Source organism: Pedobacter zeae (assembly GCF_014196715.1).
Taxonomy (GTDB): Bacteria; Bacteroidota; Bacteroidia; order Sphingobacteriales; family Sphingobacteriaceae; genus Pedobacter; species Pedobacter zeae.
The window spans coordinates 1,220,450-1,239,069 of record NZ_JACIEF010000002.1 but is presented as its reverse complement, the minus strand read 5'-3'; the positions used below and the strand labels follow the sequence as shown (position 1 = coordinate 1,239,069).

Below are 18,620 nucleotides of genomic sequence, written 5' to 3'. Positions count from 1 at the left end.
GCTATGACACTGATTTTTAAAATTTGTCATTGATCATCAAACGGAAGCGTATTTACAGGAAGAATAATACAATTTCCAGCGATAAGTTGTCAGCAAATTGATTTCTTTAAAGAATGTTTGACATGAAATGCACTGAAAAAACCGGAACAACGTCTACATATACAAAAAATTACCCCATATTACATTTATTTTTCCACAATCGGTGGAATTAACACTAAATTAATCTGATCATAAGCCATTTGCATCTACATTTGTTGCAAACAAAACTAACTATATGAAAAGATCTTTACTGCTCATTTTATCTTTTCTGTTTTCTCTCCCAACATTTGCCCAGGTTAGCCTGACAAGCTCCCCTTATGTTGAGAATTTCGACGGAATAGGAAACGGATTACCAAATGGATTTACAGGGAGGACATCCGCTAATGCTACTTCATTAGGTACCGTTGCAACTTTTGCCACGGCCAGTGCGCCATGGAACAATGTCAGCGCCGGCTTCAAAAATTTAGCTTCTGCTACTGCCGGGGCTGCTGCTGGTACCACTGCACAGGCTGCTGCAACAGACCGGGCCCTGGGGCTTAGGCAAACCTCCGCAGCAGGTTACGATCCGGGAAGCGCATTTGTATTCCAGATTGCAAATACAACCGGGAAATCGGCCTTTAAATTAACATTCGACTTACAATCACTCGATGCCAGTTCACCAAGAACAACAACCTGGGCGGTAGAATATGCTTTTGGTGCAACACCAACCAATTTCACGGCAGCTGCCGTTACCGGAACCACCACTACCGGTGGCAGTACCTTCAGCAATAATTCCATAAGCGTTGATTTTGGTACCGCACTCGATAACAATGCCGGCCCGGTTTGGATCCGTTTAGTCGCTTTAAGCGCTACTACCGGTAGCGGGAACAGGGCAACCACCGCTATTGATAACTTTAATTTAACTTTTAACGCCGGCACAGTTCTAAGTCCATCTTTAACGGTTGCACCAAATAACCTGGATTTCGGAACACAGTTTACCAACAGCGCATCAGCCGAAAAAACTTTCGTTTTAAGCAGTGCAAACTTAAATTCGAGTAATGTTGGATTAACTACAGCTGCACCTTACAGTCTTTCCAAAACATCCGGAGGCACTTTTTCCACCTCGTTAACGTACAGCCCCGCCGAACTGGCTTCTGGCAGCAATACGGTTTATGTTAAGTTTATGCCAACCGCTGCCGGGAACTCAACCGGCAACATTACATTTACCGGAGGAGGGGTAACCAACCCGCCATCGGTAACCTTAACCGGTATAGGGCAATCAACTGTTTTAACCGCCAGTCAGACTTCCCTCGATTTTGGCACACAAAATACAGGCACTAATTCTGCGGCACAATCCTTCACGCTTTCGGCTACGGGATTAACCGACGTGGTCAATGTAAGCACGAATGCGCCTTTTGCCTTATCGAAAGACAATACCAGCTTTTCTACCTCCCTAAGTTATACGGTAGCCGAACTGGCCACAAGCAAAACGGTTTATGCCCGTTTTAGCCCAACTACTGCTGCCGCAGCCAGTGATAACATCAGCATTTCGAGTACAGGAGCAAGCAGCCAAACCATTGCCCTAACCGGCACAGGCACCACCCCACCCGTTGCGCAGGCACATGTGGTCATCAGCGAAGTGTATGGTGGTGGCGGTAACTCCGGTGCCACGTATAAAAACGATTTTATTGAATTGTACAACCCCGGTAATACCGCGGTTGATTTAACCGGATGGTCGGTACAGTATACCAGTGCTGCCGGAACCGCCTGGAATAACCCTACAGCCTTAACGGGCAGCATCCCTGCAAAAGGATTTTACCTTATCCAGGAAGCGCAGGGCGCCGGTGGTACACTTAATTTACCTACCCCCGATGCGATCGGGACATTAGCCCTGTCGGGTACTGCCGGAAAGGTTTTACTCGTTAATACCACCGTTGCCCAAACGGGCAGCAAACCTGCAGGTGCGCAGGTGATCGATTTTGTAGGTTTTGGTACGGCAAACGCGTATGAAGGTGCTGGCGCTGCACCGGCTCCTGCAAACCCTACTTCCATTGAGCGGAAAGCAAGTGCCAGCTCTACCGCAGCTACCCTGGCCGCCGGCGGAACGGAAGAATTTGCCGGTAACGGTTACGACACCGACAATAACAACACCGATTTTGTAGTGCAAAGCCCTAATCCGCAAAATACCAGTGTGACGGAACCTGCCGGGGCCAACCATGTGGTCATCAGCGAAGTATATGGCGGTGGCGGCAATACCGGTGCCACATTAAAAAACGATTTTATCGAACTGTATAACCCTACCAATGCCGATGTGAGTTTAGCAGGCTGGTCGGTACAATACGCCAGTGCTACAGGTACCAGCTGGCAAACTACCGCTTTAAGCGGCACCATTAAAGCCAAAGGATTTTATTTGGTACAGGAAGCCCAGGGTACCGGCGGTACCCTTAACCTGCCTGCGCCAGATGCTACCGGAACCATCCCGATGGCCGCCGGTGGTGGTAAGGTATTACTGGCCAACGTTACTGTTGCTCAAACCGGCAGCAAACCTGCAGGCAGCCAAATTATTGATTTTGTGGGTTTTGGTACGGCCAGTACTTTTGAAGGTAGCGGTGCAGCCCCTACCCCTTCTGCCAGCATTTCGGTTGAGCGTAAGGCTTCGGCAGGCTCTACTGCGGCCAGCTTAGCTACCGGCGGATCGGAAGAATTTGCCGGTAACGGTTACGACAGCGACGACAACAGCGCTGATTTCGTAGCGCAAACGCCTAAGCCGCAAAACAGCAGTGTTACCGAACCGGTTTCTGCCTCAGCAGCCAGCATCAGCGTTAACCCAACCAGCCTGGCATTTGGCAACCAGGCCATTAACACCACTTCAGCAGCAAAAACCTATGTGGTATCGGGCGCTAACCTCACCAACAATGTAAACATTAGCGTAAGTGCACCTTTTAGTATTTCTAAAGATAACAGTGCTTTTTCAAATGCAATTAGTTTTAGCCCTACCGAAATTGCTGCAAACCCTACAGTATATGTAAAATTCAGTCCAACTGCAACGGGTAATGCCACTGCACCACTGGCGCACAGCAGCGCAGGTGCCACCACGGTTAACCTGGCCCTTACTGGTGTTGGCATTAACCCTAACCAAACCGCATTCAATTTCGAAAACTGTACTACAGCCGGAAGTTCGGCGCTTTCTGATGGTTTCTACCAATATAGTGTTACGGGCCCACAAACCTGGGGCTGCACCACTACGTTCGGGCACGATGCCAGCGATGCTACCGGTGCAGGCAGTGCCGGCAACGCCTTACAGATTAACGGTTACTCGGGTGGTAACATCCAGAACGAAGACTGGCTGATTTCGCCGGCCCTGAATATTGCTTCATTTAATTATGCCGTTTTATCGTTCTGGACCCGGTCGGCCTTTGCAGGCGATAAACTGCAGTTAAAAATATCAACCAACTACAGCGGTACGGGCAATCCGGCTTTAGCCACCTGGACCAATCTTGATGGTAAATTCCCGGAAACCGGTTCAGATAAATGGACCAAATCAGATCACATCGATTTATCGGCCTATAAAGCCACACCGGTATATGTAGCCTTTGTGTACAACTCTACTACCTCATCGGCCAGCCGCTGGACGGTTGACGACTTTGCCATAACCAATTCCAGCACGCCGCCGGCGGTTGATATCAACACCTCGCCATCGGGCCTTAATTTCGGTTTCCAGGCTGCTAATACCACCTCTGCTGCCAGCAGCTTTGGTTTCTCGGCAGGCAATTTAACCGGCGATGTCACCTTAACGGCCCCGGCCAATTTCAGCCTGTCTAAAACCAGTAACGGTACTTTCGGCAGCAGCTTAACCTATGCCAAAGCCGACATTAACAACACCTCGCAAAGCGTTTACGTTAAATTTTCGCCAACAGCAGTAAATACCAGTTATGCCGGTAATGTAACTTTGAGCACCAGTGGCTCGGCCAATAAAACCGTTGCGTTATCCGGAAATACGTTCGATGTAGCCAGCACCCTCGAAGTAGTCAACTGGAACATCGAGTGGTTTGGCAGCCCTGCGCAGGATCCATCAAACGATGTTCAGCAAGCCGCCAACGTTAAAACCATCGTCAACAACATCAATGCCGATATTTATGGTTTTGCCGAAGTGGTAGATACCACTTTATTCCGCAATACCGTACTTCCGGCCGGATATAACGTCATTTTCAGCGAATTCGGTTCTTATGCCGATGATAAAGCCGATGCCGATTATCCGCTGGCCCAGAAACTGGCTTTCATGTACCGCACCGATCTGATCAAACCCCTTTCAGCTTTTGGTGTTTTACGCGATACCTACAACCCCGCTGTGCCGGCTACCAGTGCCGATGGCACCCCTTACAAAAACTGGTCGTCGGGCCGTTTCCCTTACCTGATGCAGGCGCAGGTTAAAATCAACAATAAGCTCGATACGGTGTATTTTGTCGAAATACATGCAAAAGCCAATACCGGCACCACTGCCGATCAAATCGATTCTTACTACCGCCGGAAAAATGGCAACAAGCAGTTAAAAGACTGGTTAGATGCCAACCTGGCCGGCAAGAAGGTGATCATCCTCGGCGATTTTAACGATGTACTCGATCCCGATAAAACCATTGCCCCGATGCCTGCCGGTACCGGAACTTCATATGTTGATTTTACCCAGGATGTAGCGCGCTACGTGCCTGTTACCCTGCCTTTAAGCCTGGCCGGGAAACAATCTACTGCCGGTTTCAATACCGTAATCGATAACGTGATCATTACGAAGAGCCTGAACCTCAATTACCTCCCGGCATCGGCCGAAGTTTTGGATGGCGTTAAAAACCTGGTCACCAATTACAGTTCGACCACAACCGATCACTACCCGGTTAAAACCCGCTACCTGTTCGGCAATGGTGCGCCGACCATCGATGCCGTAGCCAACCAGGCTGCCTGTTATTCGTCTGCCAACCAAAGTATTGCCTTAACCGGGATTTCAGCTGGTCCGGAAACCACGCAAAGCACTACCCTTTCGGTAAGTGCCGATAACCCTGCATTGTTCGATGTATTATCCATTGCAGCAAACGGAAGCGATAAAGGAACCCTTACCTACCGTTTAAAAAACAATGTAAATGCTGTTGCCAATATTACGGTTACCGTAACCGATAACGGCGGAACCGATTTCGGCGGTGTAGATAAGGTCAGCAAAACCTTTAAATTAACCCTTACGGCGGCCGCTACAGCAACCATTAGCGGTACAGCTGCAGTTTGTTTAAACAGCGCTGCCCCAACCATTACCTTTACCGGTGCCAATGGTACTGCGCCTTATACTTTTACCTATAACATCAATGGCGGAAACAGCCTGACCGTAAGCTCGGCAGGCAGCAGCAACAGTGCTACTGTTTCGGCACCGGCTAACCAGGCGGGAACATTTACTTACAATTTAATCAGTGTAAAGGATGCCAACTGTGGCCAAGCGCAAACGGGTACCGCTACGGTTACCGTTAAAACCTTGCCTACTGCAACGATTTCGGGTAGCACAGCCGTTCCAAACCTGGCGCCTGCACCTAACATTACCTTTACGGGTGCAAACGGAACCGCCCCTTATACTTTTACCTATAACATTAATGGAGGCAGCAACCTCACCGTTACTTCAACGGGTAATACCGCTACTGTGGCGGCACCAACCACTACCGTAGGTACTTTTGTATACAATCTCGTGAGTGTAGCCGATGCCAGCTGCAGCCAGGCCCAAACCGGTTCGGCCACGGTATTGATCCGTCCGCTGCCGGTAGCCGCCATTTCAGGAAGCACTTCGGTTTGTAACTTTGCCGCTTCGCCGAACATTACCTTCACCGGCTCGGCAGGCACTGGCCCTTATACCTTCACCTATACCCTTAACGGTGGCAGCAACCGTACGGTAAGCACCAGTACAGGTTCCAATACGGTAACTGTAAGTGTACCAACGGGTACAACCGGAAACTTCACCTATACTTTGGTGAGCGTAGCCGATAGCTATGCCAGCCAGGCACAGAGCGGAACCGCCACCGTAACCGTAAATGCTTTACCAGTAGCTTCCATCAGCAGCAATAGAGGACTCTCTGTTTCTAAAGGCGAAGCCCTCGTTTTAACCGCAACAGGTGGTACGCAATACAGCTGGTCGGGGGCCGAAATCGTGAGCGGGCAAGCCAGTGCAGCGGTAACCATCAGGCCAAAACAGAGCGGCACCTATAAAGTAACCGTTACCAATGCCAGCGGTTGTGTAAGTGAGCAAAGCGTTGCCGTTACTGTAACTGAAGATTACAAACTCGAAGCCAGTACCGTAGTTACACCTAACGGCGATGGTTATAACGATAAGTTCATCATCAAAAACATCGATTATTACCCGAATAATACGCTGAAAATTTTTGATAAAACCGGGCGCATCCTGTATACCAAACACACTTATGCCAACGATTGGGATGGTACCATAAACGGCAGTCCGCTCGCCGAAGGCACCTATTATTACATCATCGACCTGGGAGCAGGCATTGGTACTTTTAAAGGTTTTGTTAACATCATCAGAGACTAATTACAGACATGAAAGCAATCATCAAAAACATAAAGCAAATAAGTCGCGTAACGTTTCTATTTGCAGCAGGATTATCCTTTATTCAAAGTGCAAAGGCACAGCTTCTGCCTTTAAATGCCCAGTATTTCCAGAACCGCTACCTGGTTAACCCTGCTATGGCCGGTATTAACGAAGGTTTTAACATCAATGGCAGTTTCCGCAAGCAGTGGTCGAACATTCCCGGCGCACCGCTTACCCAAAGCGTTACGCTCGATCAGCAGCTAAACAAGGTGGGCTGGGGTGTAAATTTCTACAACGAAAAATCGGGCGGTATCCAGCGCACCAAAGCCGTGGGTACCTTTGCCTATCACCTGCCGCTGAGCAATAACGACCAGCAACTGAACTTCGGGATCTCTTTCGGTGCCAGCCAGGACAGGCTCGATTTAAGCAGTGTAAAAAACAGCGACATCAACGACCCTTCTATTGCCCGCTTTAACGACAGGGGTTATTACCTCGATGGCGATTTCGGGGTATCGTACACCTCGAAAAACCTGAGCATAGAAGGTGCCGTGCCTAATATGCGCTCGGTATTCCGGAAAGATGATTTAAACTTTGCCGATAAACCGACCTTTTACTCGGCAGTGAGCTATAAATTTAACCTGGGCTCGGGCATGGATGCCGTGAGCCTGGAGCCGAAAGGTGTGTTCAGGGGCATTAAAAACTACAAGAATTTATGGGATGCCGGCTTAAACGCCAATTTTGCCAACGACAAGCTGTACCTGATGGCCATGTACCACAATACGCAAAATGCAACGGTGGGCCTGGGCATGAACTATAAATCTACCCTATATTTTATGGCCTATTACAACACGGCAACTTCGGCCATCAGCGGTTATACCGGCGGCGATTTTGAAGTGAATGTACGCGTAAACATCGGCAGGAAACCATAAGGCACCAGGCTGCACAGCTTCTGAAACAAGTTCAGAATAACGATCAAACAGCCGTAGATCGAAAGATCTGCGGCTGTTTTTATTGAGATTTTGTCATCATGAGGAATAATTTATTGGATAACAGTCAATATGATTGACATAACTGATTTCTTATACCATGCAACACAGTCTTGCCTCGGCTCGCCGCCGCCGAAGGGCTCTTTCTTTTTGGTGTCAAAAAGAAACAAAAACCACCGGCTGAAAATTTATTCATCTGTTGTTATATTTTTCAGCTGCATTCATGAGGGCTACGCCGTTTTCTTTCGAAGCTAGTAGGTTGGCTGGGGCAGTGCAGCCCGAAAAATTTGTTAGGCCGGATTTAAGTAGAACGGGGATACTGTGCTATGGCTTAGCTACTCTGAAATGCATAATGCCGCAATACACTCGTTAATAGGCGATTACAAAATAACGTCAATGGTAGGTACGAAGGATCTTTACGACCTTAAGCCCTATCGGCACCTTTCCCCTGAAAGGGAAAGGACTCAAGACAAATTACTGCCCCCTGCAATACGCACCATGCTATTTGCTCCCTGCTATCCGGCCTGGGAAATGATGGCAGGAGAAAACGTTAAAGCTTTTGCACACCCTTTCAACCTAATACTGCACAGAGGCAGCACACCCTCCCCGATCCTTCATCGGGGCTTGTGCTGACGACCTAAAAGCTTTGACGAATTTATCCAACATCAATTCCAAGCCTTGATTTTTGGTTACCTTTTTATCAAGAAAAAGGTAAATCCCTTTGGTGACTAACCGAGGCAAGCCCGAGCCAGGGGGAAGAAAACCTTTAATGTCATGCTGAACGCAGTGAAGAATCTTTAGAGCAAAAGATCCTTCGTTCCTCAGGATGACAGAGCTATTAAGAGATGCTGATCCCGATGAATTGGGAAAGCATGACGATAAGAGGAAGAGCTGCGCATCGGGCTTCTCTGCACCCTGCTATCCGGCCTGGGAGATTTTCGCCGGAAAAAGCACGAAAATCTTCGCACTTCCAAGTCACAACACCACAGCCCAAGGCAGGATCAAAGCGGGAGCGTTGGCACAAAGCCAGAGTAAGCGCCTCGATGCTGCCGCAATAAAGATTTCCGTAGGTTTTTACAAGAATTGCGCAGCAATCTTTTATACCTATAAAAACAACATTATCACATAAAAAACGGTCCAAGTCTTTCAGTTATGCCTTGTTTATTATTGTAGTTTAAGGTAGGCATGCTTTCGCTACGCTCAGGTTTGTTTCTTTTGGGCCAAGCCAACCTGCGAAGCAAGCTTGAAGACCGATAAAAGCATAAACGACCACTGAAAAAAGAAAGAGCCCTTCCGTGGCTAACCGAGGGCAAGCCCGAGCCAGGGGGAAGAAAACCTTTAATGTCATGCTGAACGTAGTGAAGAATCTTTCAATAAAAAGATCCTTCGTACCTCAGGATGACAGCAATACTTAAACAACACCAACCAAAGTATCAAAATCCCCGCTGCGCAAAAACAACGGACTGGCCAAAATCGCACCAAACCTTCCCTTATCCCCTCTATTTTCACTACTTTTACCCTATGGCCAAAACCATCAACCTCGAAATATTCAAAAGATTTTTCCGTGCCGAGCAAACCGGCGGCGTACTCCTCTTAATCTGCGTAGCCATTTCGCTCCTCATTGCCAATACCAGTGCTAAAGACAGCTTTATCCGGTTCCTCGAAACCCAGGTAGGCTTTGGCCCCCTTAACTACAGCATTTTAGCCTGGATTAACGATGCCCTGATGGCCATCTTCTTTTTACTGGTAGGCCTCGAAATTAAACGCGAACTGATAGAAGGCGAACTTTCTTCGGTTAAAAGCGCAGCCTTACCCGTAATTGCCGCCCTGGGGGGCATGCTCGTACCTGCTATGATTTATAGCCTGCTGAATCAAGGCACGGAAACTGCCGGCGGCTGGGGCATCCCCATGGCTACCGATATTGCCTTTGCACTGGCCATTATGGCCATGCTCGGTAAAAACGTACCACCCAGTTTAAAAATCTTCCTGGCCGCACTGGCCATTGTCGACGATTTAGGGGCCATTTTAGTCATTGCCATTTTCTACACCAGCCAGATCCATTTCGAATACCTGGCCATGGCGGCAGGCATTTTACTGCTGCTCAGCCTCCTGAATTATTTCGGCGTAAAGCGCCTGGTCTTCTACCTCATCCCCGGTGTGTTGCTCTGGTATTGCATCCACCATTCGGGCATACATGCCACCATTGCAGGGGTATTACTGGCTTTCACCATCCCCACCAATGAAACCGATATCGAATCGCCTTTAGAAAAACTGGAGCATGCGTTAACCACACCGGTTAATTACCTCATTATGCCCGTTTTTGCCCTGGCCAATACCAACATCACTTTCCAAAAAGAAATGCTTACCGGGCTGGTTTCGCCTTTAGGCCTGGGCATTATCATCGGTTTATTTGCAGGCAAAACTATTGGGGTTAGCCTTTTTAGCTGGCTGGCTGTAAAACTGAAATGGGCCGAATTACCCACCGGAGCCGGCTGGAAACACCTCCTGGGTTTGGGCATGCTCGCCGGTATCGGTTTTACGATGTCTATTTTTATTGCCCTGCTTTCGTTTAGTGATACACTGCATGTTTCAGAAGCGAAGTTTGCGATTTTAACCGCATCGGTGTTATCAGGGGTGGTGGGGTATGTGTTTTTGAGGGTGGTTAAAGCTAAGGATTAACCAAATTGCATTTTAACCACAGAGAGCACAAAGAAAGGCACAGAGGGCTACAGAGCTCTTTCCGCCCATGAAGATAAGTTCTTTAGGCACTGCGCCAACTGCCTTTCACCAAGCCATAAGCTTAACCGAAGTACGCCCGTCAATCCCAAGGGCCAGCAAAATCAAAAAAACAGGTGCAGACCAGCACAACTAGCACTACCAAACCTCAAACGCAGTGAGTTTTGTGCTTCATGTTGGCAAAAAACTTTCAATAACCACTAACGAACAAAACAAAGTGCCACTGTTTTTTTGATGTGCATCGGCTTGCGAAAAAGGCCCATTGCTGGATTGACGAAGCATTTTTGCATACTTTTGATGCCTCAAAAGTTTGATGCCCCGCGGCATAGAGCGAAGATAACATTACCCCCTCTTCACCTCATACCACTTCCCCACCCCCTCTACAAACCTCTCAAAAAATTCCCTGTAATACCCTTTCGGTACTTGTACCCTAAAATTTACCCGGCTAAAAAACCATACCAGTTTATAATCCATTTCAGCTTCAAGCAAATACCACAAATACGGTTTAGATCTTTCGCAAACTAAAAACAGCCCAGGCTGATCCGTATTTAGCTCCAGTAGTTTACCTTTTACTCTAAGCTTCAGCAGCAGTTCGTAATAATCGCCCTCATCTTTTAATATGAAGCTTAAAACAGGTACCTCCATGGCGAATTCAACCAGTTTCATATCACGCATTACCGGTTTGCCGGATACATTGCGCAGGCCATAAGTATAAAAGTAATGTGTAAAACGCTGCTGCATCAATAATGGTAAAGCCTTGTTCCATAACTTAAAAAGGACGAGCTGGTTGGCATCATTAATCGCATTAATTTTAGCCGCAGTTTCGGGCAGGTGACTATTGGCACTAAAGCGTATGGCAGCGATCTGTTTCATGGCAAAGCAAATGCTGTTCAGCTCCTCCTGTTGGGGCGAGAGGCTTATACCATCCACATCGTGCGGATTTAATACGAAACGTTTAAAAGATTTAACCGTTTTAAGGTAAGCCGTGGCTGCAAAAACATAAGGAATTAAAAAAGGATAATGGTTGCTGTGGAAATGCTGCAGATCTGTATTGGCGAAACAATAACCAATGCTAATCGGTGCCAAGCGTGCCATAACATGTTTATCCAATACCCTTTCACGCGGTACTACCGTTCGTTCCGTAACATCAGGCAAATCATCACCAGGCCTAAACAAACCGCTAAACTTTTTCTTCAAGGTGATGGTAAAACCGCCAGGTTTTTTAACCACATCTACATAGCCCGACCGCTTGTTGCCCAAAGCAAAACATGCCGGCCAGTAATATTCCCGAAAATCGCAGTAACCACTCCGCATCATGGCACGCAAAGTAAGGTAAGCATAATGCCCAAGGTAGGTTTCATCCGTATCAACACTACAGCTCACCAACAGGCAATCGTATTCTACCCCAATGTAAACCCTCGCCTCTTCCCCTTCCAATTTAACAGTAACGATTAATAAACCCTGATCAAAAGAAAGCGATGTAATGGCCAAAGGCTCAGGCTTTTTACCTACGCCAAAGGTGTTATGCAATCCGCCAGCTGCCTGATCCAGCACCGCTAACTTTAACACCCTGCTCCCCTTTTCTAAAGGCAGTTGGTAAAACCGCGAAAGCGGTTTCCCTGCAATGGTAATTGGTTTGGTCATCATACTCGTATAGTTTTACGAGTCTTGTTGGGGTAAAATATAAAAGTGGGCTTCTACCTACCATAGCTCCTTAAAGTTTCTCAGGCCTTACGTTGATATGGAATTACAGCAGAAACCCACTCTCATTTAGAAATGCTAAAATAGCATAAACTACGCAAGAATGGGCTATAAATCTACTGTTTTACATCAACGGCCTGAGATGTGGAGCTGCAAAACTCTTATTTATAACTCTTTATTAATTAATCAAATATAATAAATCAAAAACAAAAGGACAAATAAGTCCTAATATTTTTTCAATAATATTTAGACTTTGCACTGTGGGAAAACAATACCGGGATCAAGAATACTTAGTCAAAATTGGAAAACGCATTGTGGAAATTCGTGATCTTCGAAAAATTACACAGGAAAAGCTGGCAGAATTAACTGAAATTGATACCAGACAAATAGGTCGTATTGAAAGAGCTGAAACTAACGTTTCTATCAGCAGCCTTAAATTGATTGCTGACCACCTAAAAATATCGGTATCTGATTTACTGGATTTTTCTAAATCAATAGAAAAATAACAAGCCATTAATATTATATCAAATACATTTCATGACACCAGTAGCGACAATTCAACATTAATTGCCAGCTCATTAAACTATACAATTTTGTTACTATCCCCCTCTCGATCTGACAACTGCTTTCGGCAATCTTTTTTTGCTAATCAATCTTCTACTAGAGATGAAATAAGCTTACTTTTTCCAGTCGCTTTGCCGAAAGAGTAATATTCTGCTAAGAGATCATAGGGTGAAATTACCCTTTTCTCATTAAAATATTCAAAATAGAATTTGTCTTGCTATATTTAGGCTCAAACAAATTAAGAATATGTCTATTGGTACCTGTTACGTCTGTTTTGATGGCGACAATGATATCCGCTATTATCGGTTAATGCAAGCGTGGCATGAAAATGAAAACTTTGATTTCACATTCAAAAATGCCCACGATCTTGCCCAAGCCCGAGACACCAGTTCCGAAGAAACCATTAAAAAAAGCTTAAGATTAAGATTGAACGCTACTGACGTTTTTATTGTACTTGTCGGACAAAGCACAAAGCACTTGTATAAGTTTGTTAGATGGGAAATTGAAGTTGCCATCAGCATGGGAATTCCAATCATTGCCGTAAACCTTGATAAAAGTCGATCAATGAACTCTGCTTTATGTCCACCCATTCTCAAAAATGAATTGGTAATCCATGTCCCTTTTGGACATAAGATTATTAATTACGCTATAAAAAACTGGCCTAGTAGTTATAAAAGCCATGTTTCCAAGGGAAACAAAGAAGCCTACGTTTATAAAAATTCAGTTTATGAGGAATTAGGGCTTTAGAATGAATTACCATTTACGATCTTTCCGTACCAAATCTTATTGGTTGTATGCACTTTGTAGCGTTGACTCTCTTAAGACATTTATTGCAGTAGTCGGTGGAACATGGACAATTGTTGATATTTCAGATTCGTTTCATCTATTAGATAAAACTGATCTTCCCGCATTCTGGATATATGTTTTGATGGTTATCGGAATAATAACAGTTATCATAACTAGACGTCCAGTAAAAAAAATAAGCTATAAATATCCAGGAGAAGATTTGTCAATTGAAGTACGAATAGATGATATCTTCAACATATCTGGTCAAAAGGTTATCAGTACCAATACCACCTTCGATACAGATATTGCCAACGGAATTATTTCTCCAAACAGCCTTCAAGGGCAATTTACTAATAAATTCTATTCCGAAAGAGTAAACGAGTTAAACGAGAAGATTGACATTGGCCTAAACGACACTGAATTTACGGTTATTGAAAAAGAGGCTGGTAAGAATCATCGTTATGATTTTGGTACCACTGTAAAATTTAGAGAAGGTGATCAGTTTTTTTATTGGTTTGCCATGTCTGACCTAAACTATAACAATAATGCGCGAACAACACTCAATAATGTACAAAAATCATTAGATGGACTTTGGGACTTCATTGCTAACAAAGGCGAAAAAATTGACATTGTCATCCCTGCAATTGGTTCCGGGCTTGGAAGACTGAAAACCAGTAGGAAGAAACTAATTGCCATCATAGCACAATCCTTTATCAATGCATCAGAGGAAAGTATATTTTCAAATAAACTAATTATAGTTGTTCATCCAAGTGACATTTCCAAATCCTCGTTAAATTTATTTGAGGTAAAGGATCTACTTCGACACTATTTACCATAAACGGGAATTTTTCTATAAGGACTACTAGTTCTAAAAAAAAGCATACTTGAGCAAACTCATATGCATTATCTCATAACTTACATTATTTTCCAAAGAATTAGTTGTTTCAACGAAATTATTAAACTATCGATTATTTAATTTCTTGAGAATCCTGTCAAGGCAAACTTAAAATAATTAAAAAACGTATAAGGTCCAAATTAATCCTCTTTAACTATTGCATAGAAAATGTCTAAAAACATAAATACAACAATCAGTTGGTGAACTAAAATGCTAAGACAGATTGAATCAAATATATTTCTAACGCTATGGTTGAATAATGATGCCTTAGAACTAGACAAATCAAATCCTATGAAAATTAGTGCAGCTATAATTAGTAATCCACAAGATATTACAGCTTTTTTATTCAATGAAATTAAGGTAGGGTAATTACCACTTTCTCTAATTCTTATAATAGCTTCGTTATTCGCCTGAACAAGTATTGCCAAAACAGCTAGAAGAAAGCCAAAGCTAATTGAAGAAATATCTATAGACTTATCCATAACTTTGTTCATATCAATACTTGCACTCCAATCATATATCAAATTGCATGTTAATATTAATAAGGCAGAAAATAATCCCAAATAATTTTGAATAATCTTTTGAAAGGTCATTATTATAAATATCGATAAATATCTCGTCTTAAACGCTCATAAGCTAAAATAATTTCTTGTTTACGAGCTGTCGGTTTAAGATCTGACATGTTTTTACTATCTGAATATTTAATTTTCTCTATCATTTTATCTCTAATGAAATCTACTTCTGTAATTTTCTCTACATCCTCTTCATAACCTTTAACTTCAAATTTTTTAACATTATCTCTCAATAGATCAAATTTATTATTAATATACTCAAGCATATTATTAATTTTTCCATTATGAAGGTATTTACCTTTAGTCGTAGTTACTTTATAAATAACGTCAATTAATTCTGCTCCAATATCTTTCCCCGGTTTTATTATCTCTTTTATAGCACTTTGTTCACTTTTAATCTTTTTTAACATTTCATCAGGATGAGCAAATTGGATGTGAACAGCCTTTCGATCGCCCATAGAAAGTAGTTTTTCCATAGCATTAGCATTCATAAGTGGAATAAATTTAATATCAATCTTAACTAATGGATAATCTCTTATCAGAGAATAAAACAAATCACCTAATTGGCCAATAAACAATCCATCTCTCGTAACCTCATAAAGCAAAACCTGTTTTTCTTTATCGAAAAGAAAAACATTGCCATACAATAACCCTTCTTCCCGTTTTAAACCTAAAGCTAATGTTTCATTAGTAAGAATATTGCGCTTTGGTGGTGTGGAATCCATTTTAGTAGATTGAATAAGCCCAACGCAATAATTTTCATGATCCTGAACGTACACCAATGACCTATGGCTTCCACCAATTTTTATATCTACATTGTGAAAATCAGGATTTAGTAAGATCTGTTCAAATTTGAACTCCGATTCATCAATAGTTTTAATCTTTACTTGAACTACTTCAACTTTTTTTTCTGTCATTTTCTTGAGATTTGTTAACAACTAACATTCATAAAGCTTAGCTGCTTGATTATTTGATTTAGATTAATTTTATACTTTCTTCACAAATCTAATTCCGCTTAGGGAAAAATAAATAAAGCTAATACTTAAACTATTCTTTTACTTTAATTCAATCTTTGAATATCAGATAACTTCAACTTTATTCTAAAAAACATACCTATTTTATGATAAGGCGTGAATATTTAAACGGTATATGAGAAAATCTTTTCTTACTGTCAAGATACTTGATGATAGAAAATAAAGCTTACGGTTTACCGTATTTGATGAAAATTGTTACTGAAATAATCTGTTAATAAGTTAACACACGTTCAAAAATCCCAATAACCTTTAAATCAATAGTTTCTTCATCTCTTAAAACAAGAGGCTTAAAATATTCATCGGTAGATAAGGGATGTAAGGTAATTTCTTCATGCACCCAACTATCATCAGTTTGGGCTTTTTTGCTTCTGTATTCTTTAATAGTATACTGGCCACCTAAATCTTTATCATATATATTGGTGGATTCGACTAAACAAATTAATCCATTACGTGAGCCTCCGCTATATTTTTTAAATAACGCAATCGATCCGTTAGAGATAATTTTATTCATAGATTCGCCAACAATCCTGCAAGCAAACAGATCGGCATTTGCCCTTAAACTTTCAGGCAATTCCAAAAAGCTAATATTTTCAATTTGCTGATAATCGGAAAATGAACCCGCAGCAATATTCAAATCATAAAAAGGAATGCACTGGCTGTTGATTTTGGTAGGATATATGTTTAAAGGCTTAACTTCAGCTGGGCTTTCTTTTAACCGCCAATACTTTTTAAAATGGTTACGCAGTGCCGGATCGCAAACGTAGATGAAAGTTCCATTAATTCCTCTTAATAAAATGGTTTTATAAATATTAACAATGTAGCTTTTTAATATTTCAGGATCTTTTATAGCGTTTTTACCATTTTTATCCTGATATAATTGATCATGAATAATGAGTTTTTCTGATACTGGATCATAGCCAATTTCAGGCCCGATGATTACGCCGGTATAATTTAGATCATAGCCTTGAACAGTATGTATACAACCAACTTCATTTATGGCATTTGGTGTATTTACCCAATCAATGGTTACGGCATTCCACTGCAATTTTGTATCCTCAATAACAATATCAAATTTGCTTTTATCTTTCTTTGAAATCCATTTCCACGCAAAACCTGCAACCAATCTGGATAAGCCGAATTGCTGATTTTTTAATTTGATATCATTCACCATATCATCCAAAGATTCGTAGAGATATGACTCATAGTTTAAACCAGGGGCATAAGGTTTTAATGCCTTATCTTGCTCAGTAAACAAACCTTGAATAAATTTAACGTATTCTGCACCACCCTTTACCCTGAATTGAGTTTTCAATATCTCGTAACGGGTATCAGCTTTTTGTTTTAGATTATTAAATGCAATGGTCGACACATCAGAAGGTTTTATACTTTGCTGTTCATCATAAAACAGAATGCTTTTATCGGCTTGTTTTAAAACCCAGTCTAGCTCAGAACTCGTCATTTTATCGAAACCCAGCACTTCACAGTTTTGATCAAAAACACCAAAATAGGTACCTAAATTTACTCTTTGCCTTAAACGATGTGATTCATCAACAATTAATAAATCATATTTCTTTTTAGCCACATCAGCAGGCCCGATAACCATATTTGATTTTAACCCTTTAATCCCTTTAAAAACTTTTTCTATTGTTTTTCTAAACGAGGACATAGGCACTACTAAAGCCATTTCTAAATGACCGTATTGTTCTTTAACCTTTTTAAACAAATCAAAAAGTTCCAGATCATTCTCGTCAAAATCAGTAAAATTAAAATCTTCGGTATCTGTTTTTAAGAGTTTAAATAAAAAAATGGCCAAAATACTCTTTCCTGTGCCGGCACCACCTTCAATTAAACTCACCTTTGCCCGATCATCCAACAAACATTTAAGTATCGTTTTTAAACTACTAACCTGATCATCCGACAAACTTTTATAAGGCGAATATTTAAAAAGATCACTATTATCTATATATTCTAAAGAATGTCTGGTAATACCAAGCTTTCGGAGTTCAGACCAGATGTCTTTAAAAATATCCCAATATAATTCCTTCTTTTGGTAAAAGTTATGGTCAATAATGCCTAAATTACCATTTTGTAATTTATAGCGGCCATCGGCAGCTATGTATTTTATTAAGTTTGATTCAATATCCAGCGTTGCAGATTTGTTAAAAAGATCACTGGAAATTAAATGTACTGAGTTAAGATTTTTTTTACGATCGCTTTTTAAATGGGCTTTCATCCTACTAACAAGATCGGTAGTTTCCCCAACGTAAGCTTCATGCTCTTTGTTTTCACTTAATTCACTTAAAAAGTAAACTAATGGCCAGGATAAAAAATTCTGATGTTTTAAACTTATATCTGTTAAACTTTCTTCAGAAAATTCAGAGGTGCTAATTAGATAACGTTCCTTCATTTATAGTTCGTTATACTTTTTAGCCGTTCCCTTTGCCTTATCTACAGGATACTTGCTATCGTTGAGTTTAATTTTATCCAGAATGATTTGCTTCACATCCAGGTTATATTTTTCGGCTAGCAAAAGTGCATAAGAAAACACATCAGCGAGTTCTTCCTTTATCTTGTCAACATTGGCATCTTCGGCATTCTTCCATAAAAAAAGTTCCAACAATTCAGCCGCTTCTATATTTAAGGCAAGGGCTAAATCCTTAGGATTGTGAAACTGCGCCCAATCGCGCTCGTCTCTAAATTTTATTAATGCTGCTGTTATTTCTTCGGTCATAGGGTTAATTACAGCCAATTTAAGAATAT

At 42.2% G+C, this 18,620-nt stretch carries 13 protein-coding genes; 8 read left to right on the top strand and 5 right to left on the bottom strand.

The annotated features are described in order from the left end of the window. Positions 1–274 precede the first annotated feature (274 nt). From GGQ60_RS11940 to GGQ60_RS22985, 5 genes are all read left to right on the top strand, one after another. Positions 275–6,586: a lamin tail domain-containing protein gene (locus tag GGQ60_RS11940; RefSeq protein WP_183764142.1), complete on the top strand. Its 6,312-nt coding sequence runs from the start codon at positions 275–277 to the stop codon at positions 6,584–6,586. 8 nt (positions 6,587–6,594) lie between these two features. Further along, positions 6,595–7,515: a PorP/SprF family type IX secretion system membrane protein gene (locus GGQ60_RS11935; protein WP_183764139.1), complete on the top strand. Its 921-nt coding sequence runs from the start codon at positions 6,595–6,597 to the stop codon at positions 7,513–7,515. 883 nt (positions 7,516–8,398) lie between these two features. Then, the gene (locus GGQ60_RS11930) at positions 8,399–8,701 is read left to right on the top strand and encodes a hypothetical protein (protein WP_183764136.1); all 303 of its coding nucleotides are present in this window, start codon (positions 8,399–8,401) and stop codon (positions 8,699–8,701) included. Positions 8,702–9,093: 392 nt separating this feature from the next. Then, a complete protein-coding gene (gene nhaA / locus GGQ60_RS11925) occupies positions 9,094–10,251 on the top strand; it encodes a Na+/H+ antiporter NhaA (protein WP_183764134.1) in 1,158 nt (385 codons plus the stop codon). A gap of 67 nt (positions 10,252–10,318) precedes the next feature. Beyond that, positions 10,319–10,444 (top strand): hypothetical protein, encoded by a 126-nt coding sequence (locus tag GGQ60_RS22985; protein WP_260300595.1) that lies wholly within the window; start codon positions 10,319–10,321, stop codon positions 10,442–10,444. A gap of 206 nt (positions 10,445–10,650) precedes the next feature. On the opposite strand, the gene GGQ60_RS11920 is transcribed toward GGQ60_RS22985, so the two are convergent. Next, positions 10,651–11,955 (bottom strand): hypothetical protein, encoded by a 1,305-nt coding sequence (locus tag GGQ60_RS11920; RefSeq protein WP_183764131.1) that lies wholly within the window; start codon positions 11,953–11,955, stop codon positions 10,651–10,653. A 314-nt stretch (positions 11,956–12,269) separates the two neighbouring features. Between GGQ60_RS11920 and GGQ60_RS11915 the strand changes: the two genes are divergently transcribed. The 3 genes from GGQ60_RS11915 (at position 12,270) to GGQ60_RS11905 (ending at position 14,197) form a co-directional block, all read left to right on the top strand. After that, positions 12,270–12,515 (top strand): helix-turn-helix domain-containing protein, encoded by a 246-nt coding sequence (locus GGQ60_RS11915; protein ID WP_183764129.1) that lies wholly within the window; start codon positions 12,270–12,272, stop codon positions 12,513–12,515. Between the two features lie 304 nt (positions 12,516–12,819). Then, positions 12,820–13,320 (top strand): TIR domain-containing protein, encoded by a 501-nt coding sequence (locus tag GGQ60_RS11910; protein ID WP_183764125.1) that lies wholly within the window; start codon positions 12,820–12,822, stop codon positions 13,318–13,320. 1 nt (position 13,321) lies between these two features. Then, positions 13,322–14,197 (top strand): macro domain-containing protein, encoded by an 876-nt coding sequence (locus tag GGQ60_RS11905; protein WP_183764122.1) that lies wholly within the window; start codon positions 13,322–13,324, stop codon positions 14,195–14,197. Between the two features lie 197 nt (positions 14,198–14,394). Here the strand turns inward: GGQ60_RS11905 and GGQ60_RS11900 are convergent, their stop codons facing one another. The 4 genes from GGQ60_RS11900 to GGQ60_RS11885 all read right to left on the bottom strand — a co-directional run bounded on the left by GGQ60_RS11900 (position 14,395) and on the right by GGQ60_RS11885 (position 18,591). Further along, on the bottom strand, positions 14,395–14,847 hold the full coding sequence (locus tag GGQ60_RS11900) for a hypothetical protein (protein WP_183764119.1): 453 nt from the start codon (positions 14,845–14,847) through the stop codon (positions 14,395–14,397). Positions 14,848–14,849: 2 nt separating this feature from the next. After that, positions 14,850–15,743 carry a hypothetical protein gene (locus tag GGQ60_RS11895; RefSeq protein ID WP_183764116.1) on the bottom strand — a complete coding sequence of 298 codons (894 nt, stop codon included), beginning with the start codon at positions 15,741–15,743 and terminating at the stop codon, positions 14,850–14,852. 328 nt (positions 15,744–16,071) lie between these two features. After that, a complete protein-coding gene (locus GGQ60_RS11890) occupies positions 16,072–18,267 on the bottom strand; it encodes a DNA/RNA helicase domain-containing protein (RefSeq protein ID WP_183764113.1) in 2,196 nt (731 codons plus the stop codon). Then, positions 18,268–18,591 carry a nucleotide pyrophosphohydrolase gene (locus GGQ60_RS11885; protein ID WP_183764110.1) on the bottom strand — a complete coding sequence of 108 codons (324 nt, stop codon included), beginning with the start codon at positions 18,589–18,591 and terminating at the stop codon, positions 18,268–18,270. Between the last annotated feature and the right edge of the window lie 29 nt (positions 18,592–18,620).